This is a genomic window from Mesorhizobium sp. M0207 (genome assembly GCF_040321995.1).
GTDB lineage: Bacteria > Pseudomonadota > Alphaproteobacteria > Rhizobiales > Rhizobiaceae > Mesorhizobium.
The window spans coordinates 26351-33055 of sequence record NZ_JAMYSQ010000042.1 but is presented as its reverse complement, the minus strand read 5'-3'; the positions used below and the strand labels follow the sequence as shown (position 1 = coordinate 33055).

Sequence of the window (6705 nt, the reverse complement as noted above, 5' to 3'; positions counted from 1 at the left end):
GCAGTCGCTCCTTCGCTCAACTGCCTCTCCAAAGAATCCTTTCTCAGCCTAAACTCAACCCCAAAATCGCCATATGCGATTCCCCTGCCCACAAGGGGGAGGGTAAGCTCCTCGCGAGGCGTCGGCGGGTAGGCTCCCTACCTCCCCCTTGTGGGGAGGTCGGACCGAAGGTCCGGGTGGGGGCTGCGCCCTGCGAGTTTCTTATCGCCGCCCGAACAATCTCTCAATATCCGCCAGCTTGAGTTCGATATAGGTCGGGCGGCCGTGGTTGCAGGTGCCGGAGCCCGGCGTCGCCTCCATTTGCCGCAGCAGCGCGTTCATCTCTTCCGGCTTGAGCAGCCGCCCGGAGCGCACCGAGCCGTGGCAGGCCATGGTCGCGGCTATTTTGTCCAGCCGCTCCTTCAGCGTGTCGACCGTGTCGTTGTCGGCGATCTCGTCGGCGAGATCGCGCACCAGCTGCTGGACGTTGGTCTCGCCGAGCATCGACGGCGTCTCGCGCACCGCGACGGCGCCGGGGCCGAAGCGCTCGATGCCGAGGCCGAAGCGGGCCAGCGTCTCGGAGTGCCTGGCGAGCCGTTCGGCGTCTTCCTCCGGCAGATCGACAATCTCGGGGAGCAGCAGCATCTGCGACGGCACCGCGCGTGAGTGGAGGGCGTTCTTCAAGGCCTCGTAGACCAGCCGCTCATGCGCCGCGTGCTGGTCGACGATGACCAGCGAATCCCTGGTCTGGGCGACGATATAATTCTCATGCACTTGCGCGCGCGCGGCGCCCAGCGCCGTGCCGAGCAGCGTTTCCGCCGCTTCGTTTTGCCCGGCGCGCGCATCGGCGCTGTGCAGCGGCCCGGCGTCGAAGGCCGCCTGCTCGTCCTCGCCGAACCCGTCGCCCATATCGAGCGGCCGCTGTGGCGAACGGCCAGGATCGAACCCGGCAAAGCCCGATGCCCGATAGGCGGCCTCGTAGCTGCGGTGACCGTTGGCCGGGCCGCCATGCGCATAGGATGCGGCGCCTGGCCGGAACGCCGCCATCATGCCGGCGGCCCCTGTGGTGGCGGGGCGGATGCCGGCATTGGCCAGCGCTTCGCGAATGGCGCCGACGATCAGCCCGCGCACCAGCCCCGGGTCGCGGAAGCGCACGTCTGCCTTGGCCGGATGGACGTTGACGTCGACGATCGCCGGATCGAGCGTCAGGAACAGCACGGTGACGGCATGGCGGTCGCGCGGCAGCACGTCGGCGAAGGCGCCGCGAATGGCGCCGGCGATCAGTTTGTCACGCACCGGACGGCCGTTGACATAGGCGTATTGCTGCAGCGCGTTGGCGCGGGTGAAGGAGGGGACCGAGACATGGCCGGCGAGATGCACGCCGTCCCGCATCGCGTCGATGGCGATCGCATTGTCCGGAAAGTCGGCGCCCATCACCTGCGCCACCCGGCGCAGCCGGCCTTCCGGGCTGTCGTCGGTCGCCGGCAGTTCCAGCGTCGAGCGGTCCGGGCCGGCCAGGGTGAAGCGCACGGCGGGAAAGGCGATGGCGATGCGCTTGACCACGTCGCCGATGGCCGTGCTTTCGGCGCGCTCGCCCTTCATGAATTTGAGCCTTGCGGGCGTGGCGAAGAACAGGTCGCGCACCTCGACCGTGGTTCCGCGATTGGCCGCCGCCGGCCTGACCGCGGAGACGCGGCCGCCGTCGATGCCGATCTCGGCGGCGTTTTCACTGGACGCGGTGCGCGAGCGGATCGACAGCCGCGCCACCGAGCCGATCGACGGCAAAGCCTCGCCGCGAAAGCCGAGCGAGCGGATGTCGTGAATGTCGTCGGCGAGCTTGGAGGTGCAATGGCGCGCAATCGCCAGCGCCAGTTCCTTTTCCGGAATGCCCGAGCCGTCGTCACTGACGCGGATCAGGTTCAGCCCGCCGCCGGCGGTGACGATCTCGACTCTCGCAGCACCGGCATCGAGCGCGTTCTCGACCAGTTCCTTGACCACGCTTGCCGGACGCTCGATGACTTCGCCGGCGGCGATCTGGTTGATCATCGTTTCGGAAAGCTGGCGGATCGGCATGGGGCACTATAGGCGGATTCGTGGTCGATGCGGGAGGGCGGAATTGAGGAAATCCACGCAGCTGATCGCGACTGGCCGCTCGTGCACTTCAACTCATGAGCTTGGGCAGCGCTGCCGACAGTGCATCGACGGCAAGGCGGACTTTCATCGGCAGATGAGGCGTCTGCAACCACAGGGCATGAACGTCGTAGAGAAACCAGGATTGTTCCGACAACAGCGGGACAAGTGCGCCCGCCTGGATGCGCTGGCGAACCAGCCAGTATGGCAGCCAGGCGAGCCCCATGCCGGCGGCCGCGGCATCGGCGATGGCATCGAGGTCGTCGAGCCGCAATCTGCTGACTGGCCTGACCTCAATCGCGGGGTGGCCGTTGCGCGGAAACAGCCACGGCTGAACGGCACGCCCGGAACGGCGGTAGATGATCGCGTGATGGCTGCCGAGGTCATCTATTTCATGTGGCTCGGCGTGCCGGTCGAGATAGGACGGCGACGCGCAGACGACCATGTGCTGGCGCGCGATGCGACGCGCCATCACCCCGGCCTGGTCCTCCAGATCGCCCGTTCTAATGGCAAGATCGCAGCCGTCCTCGGCGAGGTCGGCGATGGCATCGCTGAACGACAGGTCAAGTTCCAGCGCCGGATATTGCTGCGCAAACCCGAACAGGATCGGGACAACGCAGCGCCGGCCGAAATGCACCGGCATGAGGACACGCAGCTTTCCGCGCGGTTCGGCAAGCTGATCGGCGGCGAGTGCATCCGCGGCCTCCGCTTCGGCAAGCACCAGCCGGCAGCGTTCATAGTAGGCGCGCCCGAAATCGGTCAGGCTTTGGCGGCGCGTGGTCCGGTTGATGAGGCGCACGCTCAGGCGCTCCTCGAGAAACCGGACATGCTTGCCGACCATCGGCCCGGACAGATCGAGAGCCGCCGCCGCGGCTGCGAACGAGCCCAGGTCGACGGCTTTGACGAACACGGCCATGCTCGTAAGGCGATCCATATTCAAAACCTACAGTTTCTGCTGATCTACTCAAGCGGCCATTTATCCGCCTGATGAGCGCTGGCATAGCTGATTCAGTTCAAATATTTTGGAGTTTGACCGATGGCACGTGTCGTTCGCTTTCATGAGCTCGGTGGTCCCGAGGTCCTGCGCATCGAGAATGTTGACACGCCTGCGCCCGCGAGCGGTGAGATTCAGATCCGCGTCAAGGCGTTGGGCATAAACCGCGCCGAGGCGCTGCTGCGTTCGGGGACCTACATCCAGACCGCGCCGTTGCCTTCCGGTCTTGGGCTCGAGGCGGCGGGTATCGTCGAGATGGTCGGCCAAGGCGTGGACGGGTTTGCGCCTGGCGATGCCGTCAGCATCGTGCCGCCATTATCGATGGCCCGCTGGCCCGCCTATGGTGAGATTGCCACATATCCCGCCGAGCTCGTCGTCAAGCATCCACCATCGCTGAGCTGGGAAGAAGCCGCCGCAGCGTGGATGCAATATCTCACCGCCTACGGTGCGCTGATCGACATTGCCAAATTCCAAAGCGAGGACTTTGTTGTCATTACCGCGGCCTCGAGCAGCGTCGGACTCGCCGCGATCCAGATCGCCAACATGATTGGCGCGATCCCGATCGCGGTCACACGGACATCCGCCAAGAAGCGGGCTTTGCTTGAGTTCGGCGCGGCCCACGTCATCGCCTCGGCAGAGGAGGACCTGGAAGCCGGGCTGAAGCGGATCGCCGGCCCGGACGGCGTGCGCGTGGTGTTCGATGCCGTCGGCGGCCCGATTTTCAAGCCTCTGACGGCAGCGATGGCACCGGGTGGCATTCTCATCGAATATGGCGGCTTGAGCCTCGACCCGACACCCTTTCCGCTACCTGCAAAGACACTGACGCTGCGCGGTTATCTCGTCCATGAGATCGTGCGCGATCCGGTCCGGCTGCAGGCCGCCAAGGCGTTCATCCTCGACGGACTGAGCTCGGGTTCGCTGAAGCCGGCAATCGCCAGAACCTTTCCGTTCGACCAGATCGTCGAGGCGCACCGCTATCTCGAATCGAACGAACAGTTCGGCAAGATCGTCGTGACCGTTTGACCGGGCATTTATCGGCCTCACGCCTGCGCGGCCAGCCAGTCCCGCACCTTGCGGGCATTGTCGCTGAGCTCGCGGTTCCTCGACCAGATGACATGAAAGCCCTTGCCGGTCGTCATCGTGTGGCCGGTGACGCGCACCAGCAGCCCTGATGCCAGCAGCCGCTCGGCGAGGTGACCCCAGCCGAGCGCGATGCCTTGCCCTTCCATGACTGCCTGGATCACCAGCGCATAGTCGTTGATGCGCAAGCCGCGTCCGGCATCGGCGATGTCGACACCGGCCGAGGCGAACCATTCGTCCCAGCTCGCGGCCTCGCGAAACGGCTCTTCAAGATGGATAAGGCGGTGCGATTGAAGGTCCGCGACACGCTCCGGCAGCCCGAACCGTGCCACATAACTAACGCCGGCAACGGGGAATATCACCTCATCGGCCAGCGGCAGCGAATGATAATCCGTCCATTCCCTGGGCTCGCCGCCGCGGACGCCGAGCGGGATGTCTTCGGCGATGATGTCGAGATCGCGGTCGGCGGTCTGGATGCGCAGGTCGATGCCCGGCAATTCGTCGCGAAACTGCTGCAGGCGCGGCATCATCCAGAACGAGGCAAAGGCGGTCGAGGCGGCGAGTGTCACATGCGCGCCGACGGCGATCTGGCGCAGATCCTCCGCCGACTTGCGAATGTGCGACAGGCCGAGCGAGACGTCGGCATGGAAGCGGTCGCCGGCCTCGGTCAGGCTGACTTGCCGGTGGCGGCGCTGGAAGAGTTTGGCGCCGAGCTGCTCTTCGAGCCCACGGATCGCATAGGAGACGGCAGCCTGCGTCATGCCGAGCTCGCGCCCGGCGGCGGTAAAGCTCGACAGCCGCCCGGCGGCCTCGAAAACGATCAGGCTGCCGGCCGACGGCAGCAGGTGGCGCAAGCTTCGCATAAGCTGAGCTTATACAAGAGATCAGGATTTTCCAGCGTCACAGCCGCATTTTGTCTGGCTAGATTGGTCGAGACAGGAAGATGGAGCCTTCATGAACGCACCGGCCGTTGAAGTGAGCGAACACACCAACCGCCGCAGCGGCGGCCGCCTGGGGCGCAAGGCGCTGCGGGGCGCACCCATAGCGTCGTTTCCAACCCTGGTCCGTCAGATTCCCGTCTATCAGATGGTCCCGGACGAGGCGGTTGAGCTGATCCACCAGGAGTCGCTCTCCATCCTCGAAGAAGTCGGATGCGAGTTCCGCGACGACGAGGCGATCGCAATGTGGAAGGCGGCGGGCGCCGATGTCTCGGAGACAAGGGTCCGGATCGACCGCGCTCTGCTGATGGAGCTCATCTCGAAGGTCCCGTCGGAGTTCACGCTCAATGCGAGGAATCCCCAGCGTTCCGTACGTGTGGGTGGAAACAACTCCATCTTCGTGCCGATGTACGGGGCGCCTTACGTGCGCGACCTCGACAACAACAGGCGCTACGGCACACTCGCCGACCTCAACAATTTCCACAAGCTCGCCTACATGGCGCCGGCGCTGCACTCGTCGAGCTCGATCATCTGCGAGCCGATGGAAATCGCGGTGCCGAAACGTCATCTCCACATCATCCATTCGGCGCTGAAGCACTCCGACAAGCCGTTCATGGGCATCGTGACCTCCAGGGATCGAGCCGAAGACACGATGGCGATGGCAGGCATCGTGTTCGGCGAGGACTATGTCCGCGACAACCCGGTCCTGGTGTCGATCACCAACTGCAATTCGCCGCTGGTGTGGGACGCCACCATGCTGGACGCGATGAAAGTCTATGCGCGCCACAACCAGCCGCTGATCCTCGCCCCCTTCGCCCTTTGCGGCGCCTCGACTTCGGCCTCTGCCGTCGGTGCGGTCGCGCAGGTCAATGCCGAAGCGCTGGCGGGCGTCGCGTTCACACAGCTCCTGCGTCCGGGTTCGCCGCAGATCTACGGACAGTTCATGGTGACGGTCGACATGAAGACCGGCGCTCCCATGGGCGGCACGCCGGAGGCGGCCCAGATGATGTATCTCATGGGCGCGCTGGCGCGGAAGTATCGTCTGCCGTGGCGCACGTCCGGTTTCCATGTCGGCTCGAAGCTGAACGACGCCCAGGCGGGCTACGAGGCGAACATGCTGATGCATGCCGCCATCCTTGCCGGCGCCAACTACATCTGGCACTCTGCCGGTTGGCTCGAGGCCGGCCTGACCTGCGGCTATTCGAAATTTGCCACCGACTGCGAGCAGCTTGTCGGCTGGTACAAATATGCTGGCGGGCTGCCATTCGACGATTTCAAGGAGGCTATGGCGGCTATCCGCGAGGTCGGACCACAGGGCCATTTCCTCGGCACCCAGCACACGCTTGAACATTTCGAGTCCGCCTTCTTCATACCGAGCATCATGGACTTCAATTCGTTCGAACAGTGGAAGGCGGAAGGAGCAAAGGACCACGACACCCGCGGCCGCGAGAAAGCGCGCAACATGCTCGCCGATTATGAGGAGCCGAAGCTCGATGAGGGCATCGCCGATGGTCTCAAAGATTTGATTGCGCGGCGCGAGGAGAAACTGCCGGACAGCGTTAGTTGATCACGGGCGAAGACCCG

General features: G+C 64.8%; 5 protein-coding genes. 2 read left to right on the top strand and 3 right to left on the bottom strand.

The features are described from left to right. Window positions 1-201: 201 nt before the first annotated feature. Together mutL and NKJ15_RS31435 are read right to left on the bottom strand one after the other, a co-directional pair. Window positions 202-2052, bottom strand: a complete 1851-nt coding sequence (gene mutL, locus NKJ15_RS31440; protein ID WP_352819578.1) for a DNA mismatch repair endonuclease MutL — start codon at window positions 2050-2052, stop codon at window positions 202-204. Between the two features lie 88 nt (window positions 2053-2140). After that, the gene (locus NKJ15_RS31435) at window positions 2141-3043 is read right to left on the bottom strand and encodes a LysR family transcriptional regulator (RefSeq protein WP_352819576.1); all 903 of its coding nucleotides are present in this window, start codon (window positions 3041-3043) and stop codon (window positions 2141-2143) included. A gap of 102 nt (window positions 3044-3145) precedes the next feature. Between NKJ15_RS31435 and NKJ15_RS31430 the strand changes: the two genes are divergently transcribed. Then, complete coding sequence (locus NKJ15_RS31430) at window positions 3146-4126, top strand: zinc-dependent alcohol dehydrogenase family protein (RefSeq protein ID WP_352819574.1); 981 nt, start codon at window positions 3146-3148, stop codon at window positions 4124-4126. A 17-nt stretch (window positions 4127-4143) separates the two neighbouring features. Here NKJ15_RS31430 and NKJ15_RS31425 read toward each other — a convergent pair whose 3' ends face one another. Then, window positions 4144-5046 carry a LysR substrate-binding domain-containing protein gene (locus NKJ15_RS31425; RefSeq protein ID WP_352682156.1) on the bottom strand — a complete coding sequence of 301 codons (903 nt, stop codon included), beginning with the start codon at window positions 5044-5046 and terminating at the stop codon, window positions 4144-4146. A gap of 91 nt (window positions 5047-5137) precedes the next feature. On the opposite strand from NKJ15_RS31425, the gene NKJ15_RS31420 reads away from it, so the two are divergent. Further along, complete coding sequence (locus NKJ15_RS31420; protein WP_023674389.1) at window positions 5138-6688, top strand: trimethylamine methyltransferase family protein; 1551 nt, start codon at window positions 5138-5140, stop codon at window positions 6686-6688. The last annotated feature ends 17 nt before the right edge of the window (window positions 6689-6705 follow it).

Coding starts and splice junctions, on each gene's coding strand:
- NKJ15_RS31425 (WP_352682156.1), bottom strand. CDS start 5,046: ATGCGAAGCTTGCGCCACCTGCTGCCGTCGGCCGGCAGCCTGATCGTT.
- NKJ15_RS31435 (WP_352819576.1), bottom strand. CDS start 3,043: ATGGATCGCCTTACGAGCATGGCCGTGTTCGTCAAAGCCGTCGACCTG.
- mutL (WP_352819578.1), bottom strand. CDS start 2,052: ATGCCGATCCGCCAGCTTTCCGAAACGATGATCAACCAGATCGCCGCC.
- NKJ15_RS31420 (WP_023674389.1), top strand. CDS start 5,138: ATGAACGCACCGGCCGTTGAAGTGAGCGAACACACCAACCGCCGCAGC.
- NKJ15_RS31430 (WP_352819574.1), top strand. CDS start 3,146: ATGGCACGTGTCGTTCGCTTTCATGAGCTCGGTGGTCCCGAGGTCCTG.